1 protein-coding gene is annotated in these 490 nt (G+C 51.4%); it reads left to right on the top strand.

Annotated elements, in window-relative coordinates:
* Nucleotides 1-490: recombination-associated protein RdgC (gene rdgC, locus AC3XQU_RS22900; protein WP_489876457.1), on the top strand; the 490-nt coding region annotated here is incomplete at both ends.

Raw genomic sequence — 490 nt, 5'->3', positions numbered from 1 at the left:
GACCGGTTGGCTAACACGAAGGCAGCAAAGTGGGAGTCGGACAAAGGCTACAAACCGAGCCGTAAAGAATTGAGTGAGCTGAGAAGTGAAGCTTTGATTGAGCTATTGCCTCGTGCATTCGAGTCGCAGGTCACCATTCAAGTGTGGATTTCCCCAAAAGATCGTTGGATCGGTATCGATACGAGCGCCCCCGCAAAAGCAGATGATGTCGTTGCAAAATTGCTTGATACCCTTTCCGTGTCCGCCGCCTTGGTGCAGACCAACATGGACGCGTCGACTGCTATGTCCCAGTGGTTGATTAACAACGAAGCACCAGATGATTTTGCTATCGATCGGGAGGTTGAACTCAAAGGGCTCGATATCGATAAACCCGTGGTGAAGTACAAAAATTTGAGCTTACAGCGTGAAGAAGTACGTCAGCATATTCTCGAGGGCCGGCGGCCAGTGCGCCTTGCCCTGACGTGGAATGAGCGTGTGTCGTTCTCGCTGA

It is taken from the genome of Telluria sp. AZSoR62, assembly GCF_058111565.1.
Note: the sequence above shows the minus strand (reverse complement) of the source record. Positions and strands in the feature narration are given on the sequence as shown.